Origin of the sequence: Rhizobium sp. PL01 (assembly GCF_033447125.1) — a bacterium.
In the GTDB taxonomy this organism is placed as follows: Bacteria; Pseudomonadota; Alphaproteobacteria; order Rhizobiales; family Rhizobiaceae; genus Pararhizobium.
This window is the reverse complement of sequence record NZ_JAWQUM010000015.1, coordinates 1-24,639: the sequence shown is the minus strand read 5'-3', so window position 1 is coordinate 24,639 and position 24,639 is coordinate 1. Positions and strand designations below refer to the sequence as shown.

Annotated in this window: 24 protein-coding genes and 2 riboswitches; of the genes, 13 read left to right on the top strand and 11 right to left on the bottom strand. The window is 58.4% G+C overall.

The features are described 5' to 3' along the window. Positions 1 to 978 carry a thiamine ABC transporter substrate binding subunit gene (gene thiB, locus R6X40_RS27790; protein ID WP_412178479.1) on the bottom strand — a complete coding sequence of 326 codons (978 nt, stop codon included), beginning with the start codon at positions 976 to 978 and terminating at the stop codon, positions 1 to 3. A 73-nt stretch (positions 979 to 1,051) separates the two neighbouring features. Continuing rightward, a riboswitch (TPP riboswitch) is annotated at positions 1,052 to 1,168 on the bottom strand. Between the two features lie 183 nt (positions 1,169 to 1,351). Between thiB and R6X40_RS27785 the strand changes: the two genes are divergently transcribed. Continuing rightward, a complete protein-coding gene (locus tag R6X40_RS27785; protein ID WP_318417992.1) occupies positions 1,352 to 1,699 on the top strand; it encodes a hypothetical protein in 348 nt (115 codons plus the stop codon). A 187-nt stretch (positions 1,700 to 1,886) separates the two neighbouring features. On the opposite strand, the gene R6X40_RS27780 is transcribed toward R6X40_RS27785, so the two are convergent. From R6X40_RS27780 to R6X40_RS27770, 3 genes are all read right to left on the bottom strand, one after another. After that, positions 1,887 to 3,188 (bottom strand): MFS transporter, encoded by a 1,302-nt coding sequence (locus tag R6X40_RS27780; RefSeq protein WP_318417991.1) that lies wholly within the window; start codon positions 3,186 to 3,188, stop codon positions 1,887 to 1,889. Positions 3,189 to 3,204: 16 nt separating this feature from the next. Next, positions 3,205 to 3,480: a metal-sensing transcriptional repressor gene (locus tag R6X40_RS27775; protein ID WP_318417990.1), complete on the bottom strand. Its 276-nt coding sequence runs from the start codon at positions 3,478 to 3,480 to the stop codon at positions 3,205 to 3,207. Positions 3,481 to 3,800: 320 nt separating this feature from the next. Next, positions 3,801 to 5,303 carry an MDR family MFS transporter gene (locus R6X40_RS27770; protein ID WP_318417989.1) on the bottom strand — a complete coding sequence of 501 codons (1,503 nt, stop codon included), beginning with the start codon at positions 5,301 to 5,303 and terminating at the stop codon, positions 3,801 to 3,803. A gap of 122 nt (positions 5,304 to 5,425) precedes the next feature. Here R6X40_RS27770 and R6X40_RS27765 point away from each other — a divergent pair, with 122 nt between their 5' ends. The 6 genes from R6X40_RS27765 (at position 5,426) to R6X40_RS27740 (ending at position 12,515) form a co-directional block, all read left to right on the top strand. Continuing rightward, positions 5,426 to 5,977, top strand: coding sequence for a MarR family winged helix-turn-helix transcriptional regulator (locus R6X40_RS27765; RefSeq protein WP_318417987.1), 552 nt, complete (start codon positions 5,426 to 5,428; stop codon positions 5,975 to 5,977). 81 nt (positions 5,978 to 6,058) lie between these two features. Next, a complete protein-coding gene (locus R6X40_RS27760; protein WP_318417985.1) occupies positions 6,059 to 6,709 on the top strand; it encodes a thiamine diphosphokinase in 651 nt (216 codons plus the stop codon). Positions 6,710 to 6,711: 2 nt separating this feature from the next. After that, a complete protein-coding gene (locus R6X40_RS27755; protein ID WP_318417984.1) occupies positions 6,712 to 8,535 on the top strand; it encodes an ABC-F family ATP-binding cassette domain-containing protein in 1,824 nt (607 codons plus the stop codon). Positions 8,536 to 8,958: 423 nt separating this feature from the next. Then, on the top strand, positions 8,959 to 9,786 hold the full coding sequence (locus R6X40_RS27750) for a hypothetical protein (protein ID WP_318417983.1): 828 nt from the start codon (positions 8,959 to 8,961) through the stop codon (positions 9,784 to 9,786). Then, positions 9,711 to 10,544: a hypothetical protein gene (locus R6X40_RS27745; protein WP_318417982.1), complete on the top strand. Its 834-nt coding sequence runs from the start codon at positions 9,711 to 9,713 to the stop codon at positions 10,542 to 10,544. Before R6X40_RS27750 ends, R6X40_RS27745 begins: the two co-directional genes overlap by 76 nt. Positions 10,545 to 11,723: 1,179 nt before the next feature. Then, a complete protein-coding gene (locus R6X40_RS27740; protein WP_318417981.1) occupies positions 11,724 to 12,515 on the top strand; it encodes an SDR family oxidoreductase in 792 nt (263 codons plus the stop codon). A 166-nt stretch (positions 12,516 to 12,681) separates the two neighbouring features. On the opposite strand, the gene R6X40_RS27735 is transcribed toward R6X40_RS27740, so the two are convergent. The 7 genes from R6X40_RS27735 to R6X40_RS27705 all read right to left on the bottom strand — a co-directional run bounded on the left by R6X40_RS27735 (position 12,682) and on the right by R6X40_RS27705 (position 19,762). After that, positions 12,682 to 12,912 (bottom strand): glycine zipper 2TM domain-containing protein, encoded by a 231-nt coding sequence (locus R6X40_RS27735; protein ID WP_412178478.1) that lies wholly within the window; start codon positions 12,910 to 12,912, stop codon positions 12,682 to 12,684. A gap of 618 nt (positions 12,913 to 13,530) precedes the next feature. Further along, entirely contained in the window at positions 13,531 to 15,363 is a 1,833-nt protein-coding gene (locus tag R6X40_RS27730) for a methyl-accepting chemotaxis protein (RefSeq protein ID WP_318417977.1), read from the bottom strand. An 864-nt stretch (positions 15,364 to 16,227) separates the two neighbouring features. Continuing rightward, positions 16,228 to 16,575 (bottom strand): hypothetical protein, encoded by a 348-nt coding sequence (locus tag R6X40_RS27725; RefSeq protein ID WP_318417975.1) that lies wholly within the window; start codon positions 16,573 to 16,575, stop codon positions 16,228 to 16,230. A gap of 9 nt (positions 16,576 to 16,584) precedes the next feature. Continuing rightward, positions 16,585 to 17,427 carry a hypothetical protein gene (locus tag R6X40_RS27720; RefSeq protein ID WP_318417973.1) on the bottom strand — a complete coding sequence of 281 codons (843 nt, stop codon included), beginning with the start codon at positions 17,425 to 17,427 and terminating at the stop codon, positions 16,585 to 16,587. Between the two features lie 3 nt (positions 17,428 to 17,430). Continuing rightward, the gene (locus R6X40_RS27715; protein WP_318417972.1) at positions 17,431 to 18,537 is read right to left on the bottom strand and encodes a fused MFS/spermidine synthase; all 1,107 of its coding nucleotides are present in this window, start codon (positions 18,535 to 18,537) and stop codon (positions 17,431 to 17,433) included. Between the two features lie 6 nt (positions 18,538 to 18,543). Beyond that, positions 18,544 to 18,915 carry an adenosylmethionine decarboxylase gene (gene speD, locus R6X40_RS27710; RefSeq protein ID WP_318417971.1) on the bottom strand — a complete coding sequence of 124 codons (372 nt, stop codon included), beginning with the start codon at positions 18,913 to 18,915 and terminating at the stop codon, positions 18,544 to 18,546. A 409-nt stretch (positions 18,916 to 19,324) separates the two neighbouring features. Beyond that, positions 19,325 to 19,762 (bottom strand): DUF4345 domain-containing protein, encoded by a 438-nt coding sequence (locus R6X40_RS27705; RefSeq protein WP_318417969.1) that lies wholly within the window; start codon positions 19,760 to 19,762, stop codon positions 19,325 to 19,327. Between the two features lie 144 nt (positions 19,763 to 19,906). Here R6X40_RS27705 and R6X40_RS27700 point away from each other — a divergent pair, with 144 nt between their 5' ends. The 6 genes from R6X40_RS27700 (at position 19,907) to R6X40_RS27675 (ending at position 24,429) form a co-directional block, all read left to right on the top strand. Next, positions 19,907 to 20,260, top strand: coding sequence for a metalloregulator ArsR/SmtB family transcription factor (locus tag R6X40_RS27700; RefSeq protein WP_318417967.1), 354 nt, complete (start codon positions 19,907 to 19,909; stop codon positions 20,258 to 20,260). Between the two features lie 11 nt (positions 20,261 to 20,271). Beyond that, a complete protein-coding gene (locus R6X40_RS27695; protein ID WP_318417965.1) occupies positions 20,272 to 20,745 on the top strand; it encodes an SRPBCC family protein in 474 nt (157 codons plus the stop codon). Between the two features lie 65 nt (positions 20,746 to 20,810). Then, positions 20,811 to 20,888: riboswitch (SAM riboswitch) on the top strand. A 72-nt stretch (positions 20,889 to 20,960) separates the two neighbouring features. Further along, positions 20,961 to 21,887, top strand: coding sequence for a homoserine O-acetyltransferase MetA (gene metA / locus R6X40_RS27690; protein ID WP_318417963.1), 927 nt, complete (start codon positions 20,961 to 20,963; stop codon positions 21,885 to 21,887). Next, positions 21,884 to 22,336: a GNAT family N-acetyltransferase gene (locus R6X40_RS27685; protein WP_318418211.1), complete on the top strand. Its 453-nt coding sequence runs from the start codon at positions 21,884 to 21,886 to the stop codon at positions 22,334 to 22,336. The genes metA and R6X40_RS27685 overlap by 4 nt, the downstream gene beginning before the upstream one ends. 142 nt (positions 22,337 to 22,478) lie before the next feature. After that, positions 22,479 to 23,495 (top strand): aldose epimerase family protein, encoded by a 1,017-nt coding sequence (locus R6X40_RS27680; RefSeq protein WP_318417961.1) that lies wholly within the window; start codon positions 22,479 to 22,481, stop codon positions 23,493 to 23,495. A gap of 166 nt (positions 23,496 to 23,661) precedes the next feature. Then, positions 23,662 to 24,429, top strand: coding sequence for an SDR family oxidoreductase (locus tag R6X40_RS27675; protein ID WP_318417960.1), 768 nt, complete (start codon positions 23,662 to 23,664; stop codon positions 24,427 to 24,429). Positions 24,430 to 24,639: the final 210 nt, after the last annotated feature.

The window sequence follows — 24,639 nt, the reverse complement described above, 5'->3', positions numbered from 1 at the left end:
TCAGTTCTTACTCATGGCGGCCAGCCATTCGTCGATCCAGGCCTTGCGGTTGGCGGCAACCTCGTCCGACGACATCAGGAAGGTCTTTTCCGGCGTCACCAGTTTGCCGAAAGCCTCCGGCAACGGTTCTTTGGTGGCGGCAACGGGCATCATCCAGTTGGTCGTCGGAATGATCGACTGGAATTCCGGACCGGTCACGAAGGAGAGGAACTGCTTGGCCAGCGCCGGATCCTTGGCAGCCTTGGTCATGCCGGCCACTTCGATCTGGATGTAATGGCCTTCGGAGAAGGAAGCCGCCTGATAGCGGTCGGTGCCTTCGGCCACCATGTGATAGGCGGGCGACGTCGTATAGGACAGAACCATCGGCGCTTCACCCTTGGTGAACAGGCCGTACGCTTCCGACCAGCCGGGGGTGACAGTCAGGACGCGACCCTTCAGCTTCGCCCAGGCGGCACCGGCCTGATCGCCATAAACCGACTTGACCCACAGCAGCAGGCCAAGGCCCGGCGTCGACGTGCGCGGATCCTCGATGACGATCTTCTGGTTCGGGTCACCCTCGACCAGCTCCTTCAGGCTTTTCGGCGGTTCCTTCATAGTCTGCGTGTCGTAGATGACGGCGAAATGGCCGTAGTCATAGGGAACGAAGGTATCGTCGGTGAAGCCGCCGGGAACCTTGACGGCGGACGTATCGACGCCGTGCGGCGCAAAGAAACCGGTGGCCTTGGCTTCGGAGACAAGGTTGGTATCGAGGCCAAGTACGATATCGGCCTTCGACGACGCTCCTTCGAGCTTCAACCGGGTCAAAAGCTCGACGCCATCGGCGACGCTGACATAGGAAACCTTGCAGCCACAGGTCTTTTCGAACGCTTCCGCGACCTTGGCGCCGGGGCCCCATTCGCTGGTGAAGCTCTCATAGGTATAGACGGTCAGCACCTTGTCCTCGGCCGAAGCGGAAAACGGTGTGGCGAATGCGGCCATGGCCACGAGTGCTGGAATGATTGCCTTGCGCATCAGCGCCTCCTTATAAATCCATAAATTGGGAATAGGGCGCTGGAATGTGCCGTCTAATCCCTCCGCCGGTACAAACCGGATCAGGTTCTTCGGGTTGGCTTCGAAAAGCCTCTCAGCCGGACATCCCAAAGAACGACCGGCACCCCGTTAGAGCAGGAGGAGATTTAGACCTGAGCCATAGGCTTGGCAAGAGGGAAGAACAGGTGGCGATGTCGTGCGGTCAGGCCCTCCCGCTTGAAAGGAAACTGGACTGCGAACGGCCCAAATCGGCCATAATTTCATCACACGATCTTGCGGCTAACTAATTGACTAATTTACATTTATCTTGGAGATTCGATTAATGACTGAGAGCTGCCCGATCCCCACTCCCGCTGAACGGAAAATCGGCGACATAATCGTCCGATCCCAGCAAGGAATGATGGAAAACATTCACAAAGCTATTGAGGATGCCATCAGCCAAGCCACCGAGGAGCTGCATTCAGCGGGCTTGCAGCACGAAGCCGACCATCAGTACTTTGCTGCAGTCGCAAACCAGCAGCTGTTTTTATTCCTATGCGGCGCCGACCCTGAAACGTTTGCGGGCGGCGATCCCGAAATGGCTGCCCACATCATCAGCAACAATCAAAACATATCCCACCACTACTTCGGCAAAAAGGGTAAAGAGCCGGTTTCAGACACCGCGTCCTGAGGATTCTGCGCGGCAACCATTTCGGCTATCGGCAGAAAACTGACCATCACCTGTTCCAAAGGTGATGGTCAGACCTCTCAAGCCGCCGGCTTTTGCGGCAGCCGCACGGCCTTCAGGCTGATGACCGCGGTGGGATACTCCGGTTGATCACCAAGCCAGCACTTTCAGGAAGAAACCAGATATCCTGTCACCTGTGATGCTGATCCTTGGCATGCGCGTGGGCATGGCGATAACCGCCTTGTACCTTTGTGGCGCCCACCAGATGAGGATGAGACGGGTTCAAACCATGATGGACATGATGGTCGTCCATGTCTTCGGCGGGCCAGAGCCGGATCGCCGCAATGGCTCCAAGGCCCGTCAACACGGCCAGCAGTGCGAACGTTGCAGGCAAACCGATTGTTGCCCCCATCCATCCGGCCAACGGATAGGTAATCAACCAGCAGCCATGCGACAGGGCGAACTGCGCAGCGAAAAGTGCTGGCCGCATTTCCGGGGCCGCGGACTTCCGCAGGATACGGCCAGAAGGGGTCAGGACGAGAGAGTATCCGATCCCTATGATCGCCCAGAGTGCGATCAGCGCCGGATAGGAAGGCAACATTAGTCCGATCAGCAGGGCCGCCACGAGAACAGCCGTGCCGGCAAGCATGACCGGGCGGTCCGGTACTGCTTTTAAGAGGCGCGGAAGCGACAGTGCCGCCAGCATGGATCCGAGACCGAAGGCAGCAAGGGCAAATGCGGTGTAACGTTCACCCAGCCCATAGGTGCTCTGCACCAAGACCACCGTGTTGACGAAGACCATCGAACCGCCAGCGGCAACAGCAAGATTCAGCGCCATCAGGCCCCTCAAACGCGGCACGGTCAGATAGAGCCGCAGGCCACGCGTCGTCCGGTCATAAATGCTACGCCGCTCTGCTGGCTTGGGATCGGGAAGTAGCACCGACACCACTAGGCAGGCCGATGCAAGAAACCCGACGACCGTGCCGAGATAGAGATCGTGATAGCTCACCAAAGTGAGCAAGGCAGCGGCCAGCAAAGGACTTCCGACCTTTTCCAGATCGTAGGCGAGACGGGACAGAGACAGTGCGTTGGTATAGTCGTCCTCATCAGGAAGCACATCCGGAATGGTGGCCTGAAAGGTCGGCGTGAACGCGGCCGAGGCAGCCTGCAGCACGAAAATGAGCAGGTAGGCCTGCCAGACCCCGGTAATGAAGGGCAGACAGAGCGCAACGCCCGCTCGCACGAGATCAAGCGTCACCAGCATCGCCCGCCGTGGAAACTGTTCTGTAAAAGCGGTCGCGATCGGAGCGACCACCACATAGGCGATCATCTTGATTGCCAGAGCCGTGCCAAGCACCGCCCCCGCATTTCCGTCAGCGAGTTCATAGGCCTGCAAACCAAGAGCCACGGTTGCAAGCCCCGTCCCGAGAAGGGCTATCACCTGGGCAAAAAAGAGATGGCGATAGGTACGGTTTTTCAGGACATCCAGCATGCCGCGATCTCTTCCCTCAGAGGTATTTTGTGATTGCCTTGAACTCGTCGATGGAATGGCGCTGCTCCCGCGACATGGCTCCGGTCATGTCTTCGAGACAATGGTCGAGATGATCCTGGATCAATGTGCGCTTGGCATTGGCGATCGCCTTTTCGACAGCATGAAGTTGCTGGGCGATGTCGATACAGGGCCTGCCATCTTCGATCATGGCGACAACGCTTTTCAGGTGCCCTTCGGCCCTTCTGAGCCGCTTGACAATGTCCGGGTGAGTCTCGTGACGATGTTCTTCCATGTGAAATACCTATCCCCCCGGATAGGATATTTCAATCCGAATTCTTGTCTCTTCTGAAGATTGGAGTCTTCTCAGTCTCCTGCGTGAATTTGTCATTCTCATCTGCCCATGCGCGGCCGGCGCGCCGGGATGAGATTTCGCGAACCTGATAAAACCCGATAAAAGGGTGAAGGAGCCGCACAGCCAGTTACAGACTGGCGGCGCGTGATTGCGCATTCAAGCGAATGATGTGAACCGTTTGGGACACGGTCAAACCGTGCCCCAAACTGTCATCAGGTTCCGCGAACGGCGGAAAGCAAACCCCGGTGATGGTCTGGCCCTCACGCCGCCGGTTTCTGCGGCAGCCGTACGGCTTTCAGGCTGATGGCCGCCGTCAGGGCGATCAGCGAGATGCCACCGGCCGTCAGAAACAGCGGCAGGAATGCGGCCGTGTAGCTTTGCGCGACCAGTTGGCGTGTTGCCTCCGGCAATGTCGACAACACCAGTGGCGTCAGCTTTTCGATATCGGCAACGCCCGGGATCGCGGTCGTGCCGCGCGCCAGGCCCGCCGCGACGATCGCGCCGTAGATCGAGATGGCGATCGAGGCGCCGCCCATGCGCGACAGGGTGACGGCACCGGTGGCCGCCCCGACGTCGCCGCGCGATGCAATATTCTGGACGGCGACGATCGGCACCTGCTGGCCAAAACCGATGCCAATGCCATGAAGAGCCATAACAGCGCAGATGACATAGAGCGGCGTGCCCGGCTGGATCTGCGTGAAGATGAGCAAGGCCAGAACCGTCAGGCTGGCGCTGACAATCGCAAACGGCTTGTAGCGGCCCGAACGCGAAATCAGCCGTCCTGCCGTCAGCGAACCGCAGACGATGCCGCCTGTCAGCATGATGAACAGCATGCCGGCGAGCGACGGCGTCAAACCGGTTGTCGTCTGCAGGTAGAGCGCGAAATAGTTGACCATGCCTATGCCGACGGCGCCGCTCGCCAGCGAAATCACCAGCATCAGACCAAACGTCGGATTGCGAAACAGCGTCAGGGGCACGATCGGCTCCGGCGCCCGCCGCTCGACAAAAACCCACGCCGTTGCGCAGATCACGCCAAGCATGACGATCCCCAGGCTGCCGAGCGAAAACAGCGAGCCAAACAGTTCGGCGCCATCGCCCAGAAGCACGACACAAGTGACAGAGGCCGCGAGAAGCAGTGCACCGGCATAATCGATGGTCGGGCGGCGCGTCGGTCGGCGGAACGGCAGGAAGACGAACAGGCCGATAAGCACCGCGATACCGATCGGAATGTTGATCAGGAAGATCGAGCGCCATCCGAACAGGTCGCTCATCGTGCCACCGAGCACCGGGCCGATGGCGCCGGAAGCCATCAGCACCAGGCTGGAATAGCTCTGATAGCGCGCCCGCTCGCGCGGCTCGAACAGGTCGGCATTGATGGAGAAGATCGACACCATGATACCGCCGCCACCCAAACCCTGCAGCACGCGGGCTGCAATCAGCGTGTTCATCGAGACGGCAAGGCCACAGGCGATCGAGCCCAGCGTGAAGATCGTCACCGCTGTGATCATCACATATTTGCGGCCGAAGAGATCGCCGAGCTTGCCGTAGAGCGGCATGACGGCGCAGGTGGCCAGAAGATAGGCCGATCCGATCCAGCCGAAACGCTCCATCTGGCCGAACTCGCCGACGATGGTCGGCAGCGCGGTGGCGACGATCTGGTTGTCCAGCGTCGCCATGAACAAAGCCGTCATCAGGAAAAAGAAAAGCGTAAGGCGAAGCGCATGGCTCGAAACGAGCGGCGCCGGGGTGACCTGCATGTCCATTGGGGGGGTATCCGGTTGCGATGGCGAATTTATGTGCTGTTAGCATATAATTGTCAACAGCACATTTGTGTCAACGGCATATTCATGCTTTATGGAACGCGCCTGTTTTGCTAGGATCAGACATGGACCAGGCACCTTTACCCTTGGAATGCACCGCCGAAACAGCAGAGCCGGAGACCAACCGTGCCCTCATCGCCCAATCGATGAGCCGCTGGCGGCTGATGATCGGCCGGCGCGTGCTCGCCCGGCTGGCGATCGAAAACATCGCCCGCGACCTTGAGATCAGCCATATCGACGTTCTCGATGCTGTCCGGCGGGCGGAACCGGAGGGCGAGGTAACGGTCGGCACCATCGCCGAGATCATGCGCATCGATCCCTCCCGCGCCAGCCGCATCGTCGCCGACATGGTGACGCGCGGGGCGCTGAAGCGCGAAGCCTCGCAAGCCGACGCCCGCCGCATCATCGTCGTCATGACCGATTTCGGCAAAAAGCTGGTGCTGGAAGTGCAGGCGGTCAAGCGCGGCGTGATCGAAAGCGTACTGGCCGAATGGCCGGAAGAGGACGTTGGCGCCTTTGCTCATCTCTTCGACCGGTTCGTCACCTCGTTCGAACGGGTCTGCAGCACCCGCGAAAAGGAAAATGCCACGCGCCGGGACGAACAGACTGCCCCATAAGGCCCGCCTCATCCGATTGCCCCGCCAAATACGCGAGCGCCCCTTTCCCTTCTGCCCCTGTTTACGCTATGGCCTTGCGCCATGAGCAAACAGGCTTTCGTAATCTTGATGGGCGGCCCGCTGACGCCGACGGACCGGCTTGGCGAGCAGCTTGCCGGTGCCCGCGTCATTGCGGCCGATGGCGGCATGCGGCATGCAAGACCGCTCGGCCTGACGCCCGAACTCTGGGTTGGCGATTTCGATTCCACGCCGCAGTCGCTGATCGACGAATGGCCGGACGTGATCCGCGAGCCCTACCCCGCCGCCAAGAACGAAACCGACGGCGAAATCGCCGTGGCAACCGCCCTTGAGCGCGGCGCGAAACGTCTCATCCTGGCCGGTGCGCTGGGCGGCGAACGCAGCGACCATGCCTTCATGCACCTGCTCTATGCCGCACGGCTGGCCGAAGACGGCATCGAGGTGCTGCTCACCTCCGGCGAGGAGGAAGCCTGGCCGCTTCTGCCCGGCAGTTTCGAGATAGACCTGCCGAAAGGCTGCCTGTTTTCCATCCTCGGGCTCGATACGCTGGCCGGCCTCTCCATCACCGGCGCCCGGTATCCGCTCACGGATTTTCATCTGCCGTTCGGCTCCTCGCGCACCGTTTCCAATGTCGCTGAGGGCACCGTCCGCTTCACCCTTTCCTCCGGCCGGGCGCTCATTCTCGCCCGCCCGCAAGACTTTTCGGGAGCCTGACCATGGCACCACCTATTCTGAAACTCGATAATATCGTCCTGTCCTTCGGCGGCACGCCGCTGCTTGCCGGCGCCAATCTGCAGGTGGAACCGGGCGACCGTATCTGCCTCGTTGGCCGCAACGGCTCGGGCAAATCGACGCTGATGAAGATGGCCGCAGGCCTTGCCGAGCCGCAGTCCGGCGAGATCTTCCGCCACCCGTCCGTCACAATCCGTTATCTGCATCAGGCACCGGATTTCGAAGGCTTCGACACCGTGCGCGCCTATGCCGAATCCGGCCTCGGCCCGAGCGACGATCCCTACCGTGTCGCCTACCTGCTCGAACATCTGGGCCTTACCGGCGACGAAGACCCGAACCAGCTGTCGGGCGGCGAATCCCGCCGCGCGGCGCTTGCGCGCGTCATGGCGCCGGAGCCGGATATCCTGCTTCTCGACGAGCCGACCAACCATCTCGACCTACCCACCATCGAATGGCTGGAAGGCGAGCTGATCAAGAGCCGCTCGGCCCTCGTGGTCATCTCCCACGATAGACGCTTCCTCGAAAAGGTCTCCAATGCAACCGTCTGGCTCGATCGCGGCCAGTCGCGCCGCTTGAGCCAGGGCTTTGCCTTCTTCGAGGCCTGGCGCGACAAGGTGCTGGAAGAGGAAGAGCTCGAACAGCACAAGCTCGGCAAGGAAATCGAGCGCGAAGAACACTGGCTTCGTTACGGCGTCACCGCGCGGCGCAAGCGCAACATGCGCCGCCTCGGCGCCCTGCAGGACCTGCGCGCCAAGCACCGCGGCCATAATGGCCCGCAAGGCTCGGTACAGGCCACCGTCTCCGACGCCCGCGAATCCGGCAAGCTGGTGATCGAGGCAGACCAGATCACCAAGTCCTATGGCGACCGCACCATCGTCGCCCCGTTCTCGATCCGCGTTCATCGCAGTGATTGCATCGGCCTCGTCGGCCCGAACGGCGCCGGCAAGACGACGCTTTTGAAGATGCTGACCGGCCAGATCAAGCCCGACAGCGGCTGGGTCAAGCTCGGCACCAATCTTGAGATCGCCACGCTCGACCAGCGCCGCGAAGACCTGAATCTTGAGGATACGCTGGCGCATTACCTCACAGACGGCCGCGGTGACAACCTGCTGGTCAATGGCGAGCAGCGCCATGTCACGGGCTATATGAAAGAATTCCTGTTCCAGCCCGAACAGGCTAGAACCCCGATCAAGAACCTCTCCGGTGGCGAGCGCGCCCGCCTGATGCTCGCCCGCATCCTGTCGCGCCCGACCAACCTGTTGATCCTCGACGAACCGACCAACGACCTCGACATCGAGACGCTGGACCTGCTGCAGGAAATCGTCGCCGGCTTCCCCGGCACAGTCATCCTCGTCTCCCACGACCGCGACTTCCTCGACCGCACCGTCACCTCGACCATCGCGCCCGCCAACCCGGACGCGCCCGACGGCCGCTGGATCGAATATGCCGGCGGCTATTCCGACATGATGGCCCAGCGCAAGGGCGCCGCCGACGAAAAGAAGCGCGCCGACAAAGCCGACAAAGCCAAGTCCACCGGCAACGACGCCTCCTCCGCGCCCAAAACCGGCAAGGCCAAACTCTCCTTCAAACAGAAATTCGCGCTGGAAAACCTGCCGAAGGAGATGGAAAAGGCCGAATCCGAGATCGCCAAACGCGAAAAGGAAATGGCCGACCCGAATCTGTTCACCAAGAACCCCACCCGCTTTTCGGCACTGGCATCGGAACTCGAAAAGCTACGGACCTCGATCACGAAGATGGAAGAGGAATGGCTGGAGCTGGAGATGCTGCGGGAAGAGATTGAGGGGTAGGGAGTTGACGCAGTTGATCTCGATGTCGAATGCCCGCGTTGCGCTAAAGTGTTGCGCCCGCAGGGGGTATCGACCGTTAAAAGTGCCACCGAAATAATCGGAATGACCCAAACGGACACCCAAATTGCAGCGGTATAAGGCGTCCGCACGGATATACCCTTGTGGACACCAACTGGCACACTGTCGCTTATCTCTTTCACACGACCCCAGAAAGCTCGTTGAACGGTCATATTGCTTAAGCGGACCAGCACCTACTCGTGCCATAACGCCATACCCAAGGGGGAAGTGGCTGCACGAAGCTACTTAAATACCCTCTCGCAAAAATTTATCAATTTTCAGCATTTTTAAAGCGTTAGCCAATGTGGTGATCCATTGACAGCGCGCTTGTACTTTACAACCATGGCGTGGGCTGGGGATTCGCGGATGGAAACACTAAAATACGAACTGGTATACGATGGCGGCGTTGCGACTGCGGGCCAACTACCTGCTCACAGCGGGGCAACTTCACTGGAAGGGATGACATGGACCCTCACGCTGATAGGTCACTACGCAGCAACCGGTAAGATCAAGTCACGAGGAGAGCTCTCCCCTGAGGTGCGGATATATCTCATCCCCCCGCGCCAAGGTTCCTTCATTCAAGAAGTCTGGGTACAACTCACAGAGCCAAACAACCTCTTCCTTACATCAGTTTTAGGCAGCTACGTTGTAGGCTCGGTCAGTCAGACCCTGAACAGCCTAATAACTACCACCATCAAACAGGTCTGCGGTCTGACCATTAATCTCTTGAAGGGAGAGCAGGACGCTTTAGGCAGACTTCCGTCTGGCGACCGCGAGGCCCTTGTCGATAAAATTGAACCCTCCATGAGGCGCGCCCATACAGTCATTGGGGAAGGTGCAAATACTCTGGATATCAGAGAAAACAAGGCATCTTTGCTAAGGCTCGACCAAGACACGAAAGCGTATGTCAACGCGGATTTCTTGACAGACGAAACGCTCATGGTGGTCAGTGTAGGGGCGTACAACGCTAACTCCGGCAATGGCAGCGCCTATCTGCCTGAGATTGGCAAAACAGTGCGTTTTTACGCGCCCAAAGGACTTGATGCCGACACCTACGCAGCGTTGAGCTACAGCTTGGATAAGTACGTCAACGGATTGCCCAGCGAAATCCAAATCGCTTGCGTGCCAACAGTGTCTTTGGACGACCGGTACAAGCGCCTAAAGATAGTCAGGGCATTCAAGACTGTTTTGTAAATCAACCCAAGATGGTGATTGAAAAATATTATGAGGCACATAATTTGATGGATATCATAAACGCTGTATGGGGATACAAGCTCTCCATCGTGCCCATATTGACAGTATACTTAGTATTCGAGCTATCTACATTGATACGTCGCTATATGCGCATTGCCTATACACCCATATACTTCATGTTTTTCCCACTTGGACACGCAGACAGCCTTTACTCTTACTACTTTAATGAAGACGACCTATACATTGGGGCTAGCCAAACGCCAGCAGAAAAACGGAAACTTCGGAAAAAGATAATCTCCGTATCAGTTTTCTCGATGGTATTTTCTACCGTATTTAACCCCGCTATTGCAGGCATATTCGCTGCATACATTTTGACCGAGGCAGAATTCACAGAATTCATGTGGTTTTTAGTTGCTCTTAAGAGTATATTGATATCATTCTCATTATACAACGTGAGAAGAATTTCTTTTGTAGAAAAGAGCGGCTCGTTCCCGTGGCTTGCGCTGATGTATACACTTTACATTATCCTCATTGCGCGCATCGTGTCATACTCATATACTTGGGGAATAGAGACTATTGCTAAAGTGGGAAGCAGCGGCTTGCTGTTTGCAATTGTCGACTTCATTATCTTTGATGTATTGATTTATATCGTCTTCGTTGCTCTGGGTGGTGCTGCAATTAGCTATTGGATGACGGACCCCGATTACATCCCAGAAATCGATGTGATTTATGAACCAGAGCTCATAAATGAGAAGTAAGGACCTTTACCTTCGGATCGCAGCGGAACATGACAAGCAAAACATTGACCTTGTCGCAATATCTATAATCATGACCGAGCGTCGATTTAGACGACGGAGCTTCAGGGCGATGGAGTATTTGATACTTATCGTCAGCATAATGATCGGAAAGACGAGACATCGCACGACTATCGGCATGGGACAATTGCGATACGAACTGTGGTTAGAGCGATACGGATCACACACAAAATCCCTGTGCGCATCTTTAAAGCCGATGGAAAACTACAGAATGTGCAAGTCGTTCATCGACGCCACTGGACGACATTCGATCGCCGACATTCTCAAAAAATATAACGGAACTTCTAGCGCCATTTACAGTCGGGAATTTACTCGTCACTTTGCATACATATCTATGTTTCATAGCAGATTTGTCGGCTTTCCGCAGCGTTGTAGGTAGCCGTGGCGTTAATTTTCCGGTCTTGACAATCAATAACTTTGGAGGTTGGCACACGCTATCATCTCCCATCACCTTTCATGATACGGGGAGTTCGCAAGGGACTGATCTCGCCCAGCGCATTGTTTGATGCTCTCCGTATGCATGATGCGCACATCGAAATGGGCGCGTGGTTTTAGACTCTGGCATAAGTGAACTCATGGCTCTAAAGCCTTTCATGTGCGGGACCGTTTCGCCCCACCACCATTATGACGCTTCCGTTCCCTGATGGCTTCGAGATTTGCCGCTGTACCCACAGGTTGGTTGTTGCCATCTGTCCTTTTGCATATGATGCAGAGACAGAAAAGGGGGACATCGTGTCCCCCTAGCCATTCCTTGAAAGCCCGGTTTCTAAGGCTTCTGAGCGATGGTGGGCGCTCCCTCCAGAGCCACCATTCAAAGTTCGCTTCGGGTTGAAAGCAGCCTATCTGCCAAAAAACCATCCCCGCAAATCTTCACCCACAATCCCCGTGCTATACTCTTCCTGTCCCACACAGACACACCGGGTTGCGTTTCCGGCGAGGTAGGCCCGGAGGCGGAACGCGCCTCAAATCCCCGGAGCTGCGTGAATAGCAGTTCTCCTCCGGCTTTTCGGACGCGATCATTGGTATAACGGACCGTCGAATCCGATTTCCGATCGGCGACAGCTGTTGCGGGACCGGCCGCAAGTTCATACCTTGTGTGCTCACCCTCACAAGGAGCAGCAGATGCAGATCGACCTTACAGGCAAAACCGCTCTGATTACTGGATCCACCGAAGGCATCGGTTACGCGATCGCCCGCCAGCTCGCGCGGGCTGGCGCTGATGTGGTGATCAATGGACGGTCCGAAGAAAAGACCACAAAGGCCGCCGAACGCTTGAGAGGCGAAGGTGCTAAGGGCACAGTCGCTGCGGCCGCAGCCGATGTTGCAACCGCTGAAGGCTGTGATGCTCTTTTCGCCAAGGTTCCGCATGTGGACATCCTCATCAACAACGCGGGCATTTTCCAGCCGCTCGATTTCTTCGAGGCGAGCGACGAGGTGTGGGATCGCCACTGGCAGGTCAACGTCATGTCGGCCGTCCGGCTTTCGCGCGCGTACCTTCCGGGCATGCAGAAGCTCGACTGGGGCCGCGTCATCTTCATTGCGTCGGAATCCGGCTTTAATATTCCGGTGGAAATGATCCACTACGGCGTGAGCAAGACCGCAGATATCGCGGTTGCCCGCGGGCTTGCCAAGCGCATGGCGGGCACTGGCGTTACCGTGAACTCGGTCCTCCCCGGCCCGACATTGTCGGAAGGCGTCGAGGCGATGCTTGCCGAAGAGCGTGCGAAGACGGGCAAGTCCATCGAGGAGGTCGCGGCGGACTTCGTCAAGACGCATCGTGCCAGTTCGATTATTCAACGCGCTGCAAGCGTGGAGGAGATTGCCAACCTCGTCACCTATCTCGCCTCGCCTTTGGCATCCGCGACGACCGGGGCTTCCATGCGCGTGGACGGAGGACTGATCGACACGCTTTGAGGCAGACGCAGCATGATTTGGGAAATGGGCGCGCCAAGTGACGCGGAAAAGCCCTCGGTGCGGTAAGTCTTTACACGCCGAGGGCCTTCGAGACGGCAAATGAATAAATCAGTTATTTTTCAGGCAAGTGACGCATGTATTTCGCCACCTGCCTTGTCGTAAACAATTAGCGGCCGCAAGCTATTGCAGAACCGGCAGCGCCGCCCAGCGTTGCTCCGGCGCCAACGGCCCAGAGCTGGCCGGTACCTGACCCGATTGCGGACCCCGCCACACCGCCCAGGACTGCGCCTCCAACCGTCCCAGCCACACAGCCGGGCGTCGCCGGGCCAGCGGTGGAATTCATGCTCGCTGTTTGACATCCGGCTAATGCACAGCATGATGCAGCGACGACGACCATAGTGGAATAATAAGACATTTCTTCCTCCTATCGTTGGTTTGGAAGTTTGCTTAATTCAGAAATTTCGACCAGCGCAGACATCACCAAGGCCACCACCGCTTTGGTCGAACAGTGTATAACTCAGAGAATTGGGCTTTGTTCCATTTGGAGTGACGGCGGCCGGTCTACTTTTGTCCCATTTCAAATGGTGACGACACCTGCGTGGCAGAAGGATGACTTTCAGCAATTCCAGCTGGCGGTACAAACGACCGGACTGAAGGCGCGAAGCCGCCTCTGAGTATGCAAACGTTACATGTCCGCTTTGGGCGAAGGATGGCCTCCAAAAAAACTCATCCCCGCAAATCCCGCCCATAATCCCCGTGCCATACTCTTCCCGTCCCACCACGGATACACCGGTTTGCGGTGCCCGCGAAGTACCCGGATGGTTTGGCGGAACGCGCGCGCGGGTCTGCGTGAAAGACGGTTCTCCTCCGGTTCGTGAATGAACGGGGGCGTGACCGTCCAGTATATGCCCCACCTCATTGAAAGACCGGCCGGAACACAACGTCGCGAATGTCCGGTGGACCCCATTCAGCAAAAAGGCCTCGCACACCGGCGAGGCCTCGTCTCCGGGAAAGACTATGCTGCCCGGCGGGACCGGTATGCACCACTCTCCCGCGTGGCAGCGCCCGCTGCCAGCGTGAACTGGGAGATCAGCTCCTTGAGATGGTTGGATTCCAGCGCAAGAGTTGCACCCGCCGCATTCATCTCCTCGACCATCGCTGCGTTCTGCTGCGTGACCTGATCCATCTGGTTGACGGCCGTGTTGACTTCGGCAAGCCCGACGGATTGTTCGCGCGATGAGAGAGCGATCGCATCCATATGCTGGTTGATCGTCACCACATAGTCGCCGATGACTTTCAGCGCGTTGCCGGTGTCGCGCACCAGCTTGACGCCGCTGTCGACCTCCACGCTCGAATTCCGGATCAGCTCCTTGATTTCCTTGGCTGCCTTGGCAGAGCGCTGGGCAAGTTCGCGCACCTCCTGGGCGACAACGGCAAAACCCTTGCCAGCCTCACCGGCACGGGCCGCTTCAACGCCGGCATTCAGCGCCAGCAGATTGGTCTGGAAGGCGATTTCATCGATCACCGAGATGATGCTGGAGATTTGACCTGAGGATTGCTCGATGCGCTCCATGGCATTGACCGCATTGGCAACGACCGAGCCCGACTGGGTGGCACTGGCATTGGCCTGGATGGCAATCTGCCGTGCTTCTTCGGCCCTTTGCGAGGAGTTCGAAACGTTCGCGGTGATCTGATCCAGTGCCGCTGCCGTTTCTTCAAGCGACGCCGCCTGATGTTCCGTGCGTTTCGACAGATCGTCGGAACTCTGGCTGATTTCCCGTGATCCGCTGTCGATCGACTGCGCAGCCGTTGTCACGGATTGAAGTGTCTCTGCCAGTTGAAGAACGGACGCATTGAAATTCTTCCGCAGCGTTTCGAAGTCCGGTGCAAAGGCCTGGTTCAGCTGGAAGGAAAGATCACCTGCGGCCAGATGTGACAGGCCGTCTGCCAGCCCAGCCGTCGCCTTCTCCATTTCGTCCGCCTTGATCCGTGCGGTTTCCGCATTTTGCCGCCGCTCGCTCTCGGTCATGTTCCGTTCGCGTGCAGCTTCGGATTCAAGCTGGATAGTGGCCAGCGCATTGGCCTTGAACACCGCAACCGCTGCCGCCATCGCACCGATTTCATCTGCCCGTCCGACGAAGGGAATAACCGTTGCCGTGTCGCCTGCAGCCAGCGCCTTCATAGACCCGGTGATTGCCTCGATCGGCTTGGCGATCCCGGAAAGTGCAAAATAGATGCCGCCTGCAATCACCGAAAGGCCAACCGCGATCGCGACCATGGCAATGGTCATCGTCGTCTGAAAGACTTGCTTGCTGATCTCGTAGGAGCGCTGCGATCCCTCTGTTTTGATCCTGACGATTTTATCGACGATATCCGTCAGCTCTGCAGCGGCTGGGCGGATCGTCGTCTGCTGGGCGACTTTCGCCTCCTCGGTTTTGCCCGCACGCGAAAGGGCGAGCATCGGCTCTGCCAATTGCTGGAGGGCTGCAAACTTCGTTTCAATGCCCTTTGCCAGTGATTGTTCGTCGGCATCGTTACTGGCAGCTTGGTTTAATTTCAGTTGCTCCAGAAAATGATTGGCGTCCGTATCCAGCGCCTGCTCGACGGTCTTGCGGCTGGCGTCATCCAGGGCCATCACATGATTAAGGTAGTTCCGGCGCATCGAAGACAAGGCCAGATTCATTTCCTTGGCGACCGAAACCCCCGGTAACCAATCCGTCGCCATTTCAGCAACGTTCCTATTCAACGTGTTCATGCTTTGAATGGCAAAGCCGGCAAATGATAGGAACACGACACCGATAAGCATTAACACAGCGGTCAATGCAGTCTTGATTTTTGGGCGGGACACAATGGCCTCCTGATGGGGTAGATCGACATGCAACCGTACCGCGACATCATGTCAACTCCGGTGGCAGACCATCCGACGGGCATCTCGGAGTTAGGGAGAATTTAGCTCCCGATGTAATTAAGGAATTCATAATGTGGCCAGCAAGCCACTGAAATAAAAGGATATTAGCATCTCAGGATTGTTTTTTGCAATCTCAAATATCCTGGATTGTTATATTTGCAGCATGATGGAGAAGCGAAACGCGTTGCGCCGTTTGTCTTTCAACCTGACGCACTCGGCGGAACAAACGCAACGGTGGCGACGGAAATCGGAAACACCAGTTTGCAGGTTGCATTCAGGCACTGCCCAAAAAAATCATCCCCGCAAATCCCCGGCCTTTCATCTCGTGCCATACTCTTTGCGTCCCACCACGGATACACCGGTTTGCGTTGCCGGCGAGGTGGAGCCGGTGCCCGGATGGTTTGGCGAAACGCGCGCAAAATCCCCGGGGCTGCGTGAAGGTGGTTCTCCTCCGGTTCAAAATGAACCGGGCGTGCCGGGCATACTCCACCACGGGCGGTTCACCCCGCGGACGGCTTTGCCGTCGAGGGGTCCAGGGTATGCCCCACCGGATTGAAAAGCCTGGCGGATAAGCGGCCGGGCCGGGGCATTGGAGGCTTCCTGCACCTCACAGGCAGGAAGCGCAGAAGAACCTGAGAAGCGCGGCAAAAGACACTGAACGGGGCGCTGAGAGGTGTCACTTACTTTTACTTTACGAGGCAGCTTTCAGCGCCCCGGCCGACCTGCTTTTTGAAAACTGCGGCGATTTTTCGCGCGCAGGCGCAAGGCGTTGCAACACGCGCCAACGCGCGGGACGGGCGGCGGTTACTTCACCGTTGCCTTCGACTGCGAGCCATCGTCGTCGATAAAGTTCACGGTGTTGCCCTTCATGACGATACGGGAGCAATCATCGTCATCGTCATCATCGTAGTAGAAGCAGATTTCGTTGCCGGAGATTTCCCATTCGCCGTCATAGGCGGGCTCGGTGGCTGAATGGCCCTTGATCGTGCCGTTGGCCAGCAGCTTTTCCGAATAGCGCACCCCGTCCTCGGTACCGGAGATCGTCCTGCCGATGAGTTTCGCGCGGATTTGCGCGCCAGTCAGAAAGGCGTCCTGCGTCATCACCGGTGATATTGGAATGACGAGAATGAACGCAGCAAGCAGTCGTTTCATGTCCTCCTCCTACAGTTCGTAGACCAGAAACAGGGCGATTTCGGTGATGATGGCGATCAGAATGGCGGCTTCCAGCACCGATGAAACAACGAACAGGCGGAACTCGAACATCCGCTCCGAGGCCTGATTGTAGAGCGCCTCGCGGCTCTCGATCATGTCGCCGATCAGGGTCAGGCGCTTTGTCAGCTCCAGTTGATGGCAAAGCTCGAAGAAGACGCGGCGGGCATTGCGGGAGAGCCCGCTATCGCCACGCTCCAGAACGCGCATGGCACGCAGAAACCACTGGCGATCCCGCGTCGCCTCGACAGCCCTCTCTCCCAATCGGCGCCCTTGCGATCTGCCGAACGAACCGCCGGCCAAAGCCAGCGCATCGCCATGCTGGACACCCCAGTCGGCTTCAAGTTTCCGCTCCACCCGCTCGACATTGAGCCAAAGCCAACCGAAGGCGGCGATAGCGGCAGTGACGTCGTTGAACTGATCCCGGGGCGCCTGCACCACGATCCGCGAACCGCGCCACCGGATCTGGCCATTGCGCAGCTGCAGTTCGATCGCCAGCTCATCGAAGTCGTTGGGGCCAAGGGGCTCGTTTACCCAGTCGCTCGTAAGCTGCTGCACGGCAAAGGGCGTTTCCGAACCGGGCGCCAGTTTGACGATATCGAGACTATCGGTCCGGGTGTCGCCCAGTTCCGCCGATGGCATCGCCGGCCCTTCGATCCGGATGGCGTGCTCGACCACCACAACGGGTTCCGGATAGGACAGGGCGCAAACCACACCGCCACTCTGCACCTCCTGCCCATCCGGATGCGTGAACGCCAGCCTGGAGAGGACCGAAATGTGCGTGGACTGATCCATGGTTCAATCCACGGACAAGGAGGGAAGCTGCCTGATGCCATCATCGACTGTGTGGACATCAGGCGGAGGGACAAACGCGACCCCGTCCTCCAGGATCGGGCCAGACAGGCCGAGATAGAAGGCGGTTTCCTTGTCGAAGCAGAAGCTCGCCTTGACGAAGGCGCCGGTCAGATGGTCAAGCCAGTCCGCCCCAAGCCGCGCCTCGATCGTCTGGTCCATGCGCGCCGCACTTTCCTCGTTCGGGTCCAGCCAATCCGAGGCCATCAGAAAACCCCAGGGGGCGAGGAAGGACGGTACCGTCACCTGATAGCTGTGAACCTGCGAGAACACCGTTGCCATCGTGCGGGAGACTGCGGTGTGGCCCTTGTAATCGCAGAACGACAATTCCAAAGCCTGCACCACGACGATACCACCCGGCCGCAGCCGTTGCCGGACCAACGCATAAAATTCCCGGGTGTAGAGATGCTGGGCTGGGCCGTTGTCCAGCATATCGACCACATCGATGATGACGACATCGAAGAGATCGTCGGTCTTCTCGACGAATTCCCGGCCGTCGCAATAATGCAGTTCGGCGCGTGTATCCGTGAAGGCACCGTAGTTCCATGGGCCAAGATGCTCGCGGCAGATATCGACGACATCGCGGTCGATATCGACCATCACCGCGCGGGTCACGCTGCCATAGGCGAGCACTTCCCTGAGCGTTGCCCCCTCCCCGCCACCGATGATCAGCACATGCCGGGGATTCTCGTGCATCAGCAGCGCCGGATGCACCAGCATCTCGTGATACAGCGCCTCGTCTTCTTCCGAACTCTGGATGGCGCCATCGAGGAAAAGTGCCCTGCCGAAACTGTAGGTATCGGCGATCGTCACCGACTGGAACGGTGTGCGCAGCGAGCAGATGATCGACTTTGCCCGGTAATGATATTCGTCGAAGATATCGGCATCCTCAAGCACGAAAACGCTGCCGCCACGCTCCAGAGGGACCGCATCATTGCTTTCGACGAAGAACTTGTTGGGAGGAAGCTCGGGCAGAGGGTAGGGACGCTCGACCAGAACGGAGCTCTGAAACGCTCCTAACAAATCGGGTTCATGGGGTAGCATGTCGCTCATCGCCGCCTATTGCGCTTCCGCCAGAGTTTCGGCTGTGTCCCTGACGATCTGGCGCAACTCGATCAACGACGGCGTAAAAGCCTCGATCAGCGCCGGAAGCGCGTTCAGTGGGTCGCAGACCCCACACATGAAAATGTCGAGTGCGGCATAGGCATTCTCCGGCCAGGTGTGGATGGAGATATGGCTTTCGGCCAACGACGCGGTGCCGGTGACGCCGCCTCCAGGGCTGAACACGTGGAAACTCATGCTGAGCAGCGTGGCCCCCGCAGCAGCGATGGCGCTGGTGAACGCAGCCTCGATGCGAGCAACGTCGTCGAGGTTTTCCGCACCACTGAAATCCGCGATAACATGCCTGCCCGGCAGTTCACCGGCCGTCATAGAGGAGCAGCCTCTCTTGCCCGCCGGAATCTCCGGAAAATAATGGTTCGCAAACTTTCTGTGCGTCGACAACAAGTCTTTCAGACCACTCGAACGCCCCACGACCAAAGTCCTCGCAAAAGGTAAAAAGCACTTAATTAGTGTAATCTAAAATAAATAGATCAGCAATCGTGAGCAATTGCCCGCCCCCAGAGCTATAAAACATCAAATCTGCGGAACGCGTCGGCAAAGATGTGCCGTTCTGTTCAACCGACGCCAGCAGCAATCCGGCTACACTGGCTTAGCCACTGCTCCGCCCCTCAAAATATGCAGATGTGTGGCGACCCTCCCAGCCACCCCTAGGACCGCCCCACCGCCGCATTGCGGCAATCATCTCCGATGGAGAACCCAGATTGCCGCGTGACCTTGTTCACCCCGTGGAGTGCCGCTGACTAAGTGCCGCGACTCGCCCATGCCAGACCACCAGGAAGGGCACGACGACAAGCTCCATGCCAAGCCCGAGCAGATGCCCGGCCGACGGCACGCCATCGACCGCCAGCGCATACAGCCGTGCCAGACCGCCACTGAAGGTCAGGATCGCCAGAAACCGGATACGTTCGGTCTTTTTCTCGATTGCCGGAATGCAGCTGTACCAGCCGATCCCGAAGGCAAGGAAAAGCCCGGAGAGAAACCGCACATGGCTGCTGAGATCCACCGGCGGGGTCTTCTCTCCGAGAAACCCAGGTCCCATCACCACACCACACAGGCCGGCAAACACCGGCAGCATCGCAAGGACAGCGATGGTTGCCTGCAGCAGGCGCCGCTGCCGGAAATCGGTCGGGCTGATCTGATAGGCAAGACTGGGCATCGCGCATCCTCCTGAAGTCATCAAGGGGTACGGGGGCACGAGCGGCCGAGTTTCAGTTTTCCGAACACATCGGCGTGAACGCAATACTTAGCATTTCACTTAACTATTTCTTGCATCCGGCGTCGCGCCATGATAGTTAGGCACATGCTTAACCAACCAAACCAACTCGACCTGATGTTCCAGGCACTCGCCGATCCGGCACGGCGTATGATGGTGGACAGGCTCTGCCACGGACCGGCCTCGGTCAGCGAACTGGCTGGCCCGCTCACCATGTCCCTGCCCTCCGTCATGCAGCACCTGCAGGTGCTGGAGCTGAGCGGCCTCGTCCAGTCGCAAAAGACCGGCAGGGTCCGCACCTGCACCATTGACCGGCAGGTGCTGAGCCTCGCCGAGCAATGGATTTCAGACCGCCGCGCCCTGTGGGGACACCGCCTCGATGCACTGGGGGAGTATCTGGCCGAAAATCCGGAAAACGTGGAAGAGCTTGAAGAACCATAAAGGAGACGAACATGACGGAACGTTCGACACATCATTCCACCATCGTCATTGAGCGCACCTATGACGCGGCGCCATCGCGCGTCTTTGCCGCCTGGTCGAACCGGGAGGCATTGCTGCGCTGGGGCAATCCGGGCGACGGCTGGGAGATTGCCTATGACCAGTTTGTCTTCCGGGTCGGCGGCACCGACATCAACCGGTTCGGCCCGAAGGGCGGCCCGGCCTATGTCAACGAAACCACCTACTACGATATCGTCCAGGACGCACGGATCGTCTCGGGCGGCAATATGACGACGGAAGGCAGGCGCATCTTTGCCGGCCTGATGACGGTGGAATTCCTGCCCGCAGGCAAGGGCTGCCGCCTCATCATGACCGAACAGGGCGTGTTCCTCGACGGTCATGACAAGCAGGCAAACCACGAGGTCGGCTGGGCCGAAATGCTCGACAAGCTCGGCATCGAACTCAAGCGCAATGAGACAGCCGCCTGAACCCGGCTTGGCGTCCGCTCCGCCTGGCGGGCGCCATATTGATTCTCGCGCGGACAGGCGCTATCTAATGCTCTCGTGGTGATTTGGCCGGCCGGCTTGCAGCCACGTTAAATAAGTTGCTAAAGGGCCGTGCATGCGCAAGCAAGCTGGCCCGGTAGCGATTCTGTCGTTGCCGGTTTTTTTGTGCCGGCGTGTTCGGAGACCCGAGTGTAGCCATGCCCATCAAAATTCCCGATACGCTGCCCGCCTATGAGACCCTCGTCAAAGAGGGTGTGCGGGTGATGACCGAAACTGCGGCGATCCGTCAGGATATTCGGCCGCTGCAGATCGGCCTGCTCAATCTCATGCCGAACAAGATCAAGACCGAAGTGCAGATGGCGCGCCTTGTCGGTGCGTCGCCGCTGCAGGTCGAGTTCTCCCTGATCCGGCTGGGTGGCCACAAGGCCAAGAATACGCCGGAAGAGCATCTGCTCGCCTTCTACGAGACCTGGGACGAGGTGAAGCACCGCACGTTCGATGGCCTGATCATCACCGGCGCGCCCGTCGAACTGATGGACTACGAGGACGTGACCTACTGGAACGAGATGCGTGAAATCCTCGACTGGACCCACACCAATGTCCATTCGACGCTGAACATCTGCTGGGGGGCGATGGCGGCGATCTACCATTTCCATGGCGTGCCGAAACACACGCTGAAAGAAAAAGCTTTTGGCGTCTACCGTCACCACAATCTCAATCCGGCATCGCCCTATCTCAGTGGCTTTTCCGATGATTTCCAGATCCCGGTGTCACGCTGGACCGAGGTGCGCCGCGCCGATATCGAGAAAAAGCCAGATCTCGAAATCCTGATGGAATCCGACGAGATGGGCGTCTGTTTCGTGCATGAAAAGGTCGGCAACCGGCTCTACGTCTTCAATCATGTCGAATATGATTCGACCTCGCTGTCAGACGAATATTTCCGTGATGTCGATGCCGGCGTACCGATCAAGATGCCGCACAACCATTTCCCCCACAACGACCCGTCGCTGGCGCCGCAGAACCGCTGGCGCAGCCACGCACACCTGTTGTTCGGCAACTGGATCAACGATATCTATCAGACGACATCCTTTGATCTCGCCGATATCGGGAAGGACAGACGCTGACCGAAGCCCTCACCATCCGTCCTGTCCAACCCGGAGACGAGCAGGACTGGCGCCGCCTGTGGAAGGCCTATCTGGCCTTCTACGAAGCCACCTTGCCAGAAGACATCTACGCCCTCACCTTTTCGCGGCTAATCAGCGGCGAAACCAATGAATATGCCGGATTTCTGGCCGTCCTCGATGGCAAGCCGGTCGGCCTTGCGCATTTTCTCTTTCACCGCTCCTGCTGGCACGCGAACTCCATCTGCTATCTGCAGGACCTGTTTGCCGATCCGGACGTGCGCGGACAGGGGATTGGCCGGGCACTGATCGAGGCTGTTTACGCACGGGCGAACACGGAAAAGGCTGAGGAAGTCTACTGGATGACCCAGGACTTCAACGCCAATGCCCGCAAGCTCTATGACCGCATCGCCGATAAGACGCCTTTCATCATCTATCAGAAGACGTTTTGAGACGAATCTGCTTTGTCTCTGCTACGCAACGCGCCGGAACGCTTGCGGCGGCGGAACGGCCGCAAATTGTATGACTTTTCGGTTGCCGCCTTCAGCGAAATGACGCAGGTTGCCGCCCGGGAAGAGTGGAGGAAGAATGGCCGTGCAGACAGAAACTGAAGTGTTCGGCCATATGCCATCCGGCGAGCCCGTGCATCGCATCGTGATCAAGGGCGGCGGACTGACCGCGCATGTCCTCACCTGGGGCTCCGTCATCCAGGACCTGCGTCTTGATGGCCATGCAGCGCCGCTGGTACTCGGTTTCGAGAATTTTGCCGATTATCTCGCACATTCCCCCTATTTTGGAGCAACGCCCGGCCGCAATGCCAATCGCATCGGCGGTGGCCGTTTCGCCATCGACGGGGTGCAGTACCAACTCGAATGCAATGAAAAGGGCGTGACACACCTGCACGGCGGCAGCGACGGCATTGCCAAACGCCTGTGGACCCTGATCGAGGCGGCGGAGAACCGCGTCGTGCTGCAGATCGTCGATCCCGATGGCCGCGCCGGCTATCCCGGCAATTGCACGACCACCTGCACCTACACGGTCAGCGATGGCGGCGTGCTGAATGTGCTTTACGAAAGCACGACCGACCGCGCCACGATCTGCAACGTCTGCCAGCACAGCTACTTCAATCTTGACGGCACCGCCGATGCGCTCGGCCATGACGTGATGATCGCCGCGAATAGCTATTTGCCGACCAACGAACTCCAGGTCCCGACCGGCGAGATCCGCTCCGTCGAGGGTAACGCCTTCGACCTGCGCGCTATGACCCCGATGCGCCGCCAGCTGGAAGGCGAGAAGATCGGCTACGACCACAATTTCTGCCTGGCAGACGCCCGCGGCCCCAAACAATCCGTCGCCCTGGTGCGCAGCATCAATTCCGGCGTCTCGCTGGAAGTCCGCACCACCGAGCCCGGCGTGCAGTTCTATACCGGCTTCAAGATGAACGTTGCGGTACCCGGCCTTGAAGGCCGCCATTACGGCCCCTTCGCCGGCTTCTGTCTGGAAACCCAGATCTGGCCGGACGCGATCAATCATGCCGATTTCCCGCAGGCTGTCTTGCGGCCCGGCGAAACCTTGCGGCAGGAAACCGACTACGTCTTCACCCGGAACTGAGGCTTCGGCGCGCACCGCTCCCGGCCGCTCGAGCCGGAGGCCACAGGCGAATCACCTCTTGCAACAACGTTCGCTTGATGTGGCGCTACGCAAATCCGCTGGGCTTTCATCGCCAAAGCGGATTTGATGCGCTGGCAGATATCGGCGATGAGGGAGGATTTGCACCATGACCGAGGCGGGAAAAGCAAAAATCGCGCTGGTGACCGGCGGCGGCACGGGTATTGGCCGCGCAATCGCCAAGGCACTTCTGGAAAAAGGCTTCACCACCGTCATTTCCGGGCGGCGCTTTGACGTTCTCCAGATAGCGGCAAAGGAGCTGTCCGTCGAGACCGGCGGCACAGCGCGGGCATTCGCCGCCGATGTCGGCGATCCGCAGGCGGTTGCCACCCTGTTTTCAACCATCCGCCATGATTTCGGCCGTCTCGACCTGCTGGTCAACAATGCCGGCATGGGTCTACCGGCCGTTCCAATGGAAGACATCACCTTCGACCAGTGGACCGCCATCGTCAGCGCCAACCTGACTGGCGCGTTCCTCTGTACCCAACAGGCGATGAAGCTGATGAAGGCCCAGACGCCGCGTGGCGGACGCATCATCAACAACGGCTCGATTTCCGCCTCGACCCCGCGCCCGATGTCGGCGCCCTATACTGCCACCAAACACGCTATCGCTGGCCTGACCAAATCCACAGCACTTGACGGCCGTCTGTTTGACATCGCCTGCGGCCAGATCGATATCGGCAATGCCTCGACAGAAATGACGGCAAAGATGAGTGGCGGCGTCCTGCAGGCCAACGGCGAAATCGCCACTGAACCCACCATCCCCGCCAACCTCGTTGCCGAAGCCGTCGTCTACATGGCCGGCCTGCCGCTCAGCGCCAATGTCCTGACGATGACAGTGATGGCGACGCAGATGCCGTATGTGGGGCGAGGGTGATTTCGGGTGCTGAACTGTGCCCGCGGGTCACGATCGAATAAAGCGGTATCGTGTATGACGTTGTCCGTGGACGTGGCTCTCCCTGTAAGCTAGGAGGCCGTCCACGATTTCGTTCGGAAGGGGTGGACGTTCAGGCTTTGATTTGATTCACTCCATTCATGAGCAAGAGTTTTCTCCCTTGGAATGTTGAGCAGGTATCGCTGTTTCCAG